At 54.7% G+C, this 970-nt stretch carries 1 protein-coding gene; it reads left to right on the top strand.

Translation table 11 applies throughout. The annotated features are described in order from the left end of the window. Window positions 1-551 (top strand): glutathione binding-like protein (locus tag J7355_RS17580; RefSeq protein ID WP_209065058.1); only part of this gene is annotated, 551 nt, incomplete at its 5' end. Window positions 552-970 lie beyond the last annotated feature (419 nt).

Below are 970 nucleotides of genomic sequence, written 5' to 3'. Positions count from 1 at the left end.
GCCATGGAGATCTCGCAGGACTGGCAGACGGGGCGACGCTATCTGAATATGAGCGAGGACGACAGCGAATAGAACGATTACGCCAACGTCAGGATCGCGTTTTTACAGAAAGAATGTTGCTTAATCTCAAGCGCAACGACGTCATGCAGTGGCTGATGTTCCAGATGGCAAGCATCGGCCCGATGCTCGGCCAGGCGCACCACTTCAACAAGTACGCGCCGGAGAAGATCGACTACGCCGTGAAGCGTTACGAGAGCGAAGCCAACCGCCTTTATGGCGTGATGGATCGGCGTCTGGCGGACTTCAAGTTCCTCGCCGGTAACGACTATTCCATTGCCGATATTGCGACTTGGCCGTGGCTGCGCAGCGCCGAAACCCAGGGCGTGAACATCGACGACTATCCGAACGTGCGTCGCTGGTTCGAGATGATCGGCGATCGGGAGAACGTGAAGAAGGGCTTGCAGGTGCTGGCGGATCATCACACCGATCTCAGCAAGGACAAGGATGCCCTGGAGAACATGTTTGGGAGTAAGCAGTACGAGGAGCGATGATTTCTCGTATTGCTAGGGCGGTTTGATCCGCCTTTCTTAGGACTCTTAGACAAAAGCGGTACTCTGCTCACTTGAGCGCGCAGGGTAAGCGAAGCTTCAAAACGAAGCCGGTTCCCGTTTGTTTGGGACCGGCTTTTTTTGTGTTGCGAGTTAGTCCTTTTACTCGCGTTAATTCGCAATTCGGGCTGTAGGTGGCGTCGCGCTTTACGAGTTTCACGTTGCTTTTGTTTCGCACTGCTGTGCGACTTACTTTCGTTTGCTTGTCCAAACAAAAGTAAGCAAAGAAAAGGACTGAATCACCCCGGGATTACCGGAGGCTCGTGGGTTTGAGTCATGCCGCCTCGGCAGACTCGGTGAGTGTGGCATAGAAGTGTTTTTCCGCCTCGGCCGGCGGGATGTCGCCGATCGGTCCCAGCAGG

This window comes from Endozoicomonas sp. G2_2, assembly GCF_017744135.1.
Taxonomy (GTDB): domain Bacteria; phylum Pseudomonadota; class Gammaproteobacteria; order Nevskiales; family Salinisphaeraceae; genus Salinisphaera.
Note: the sequence above shows the minus strand (reverse complement) of the source record. Positions and strands in the feature narration are given on the sequence as shown.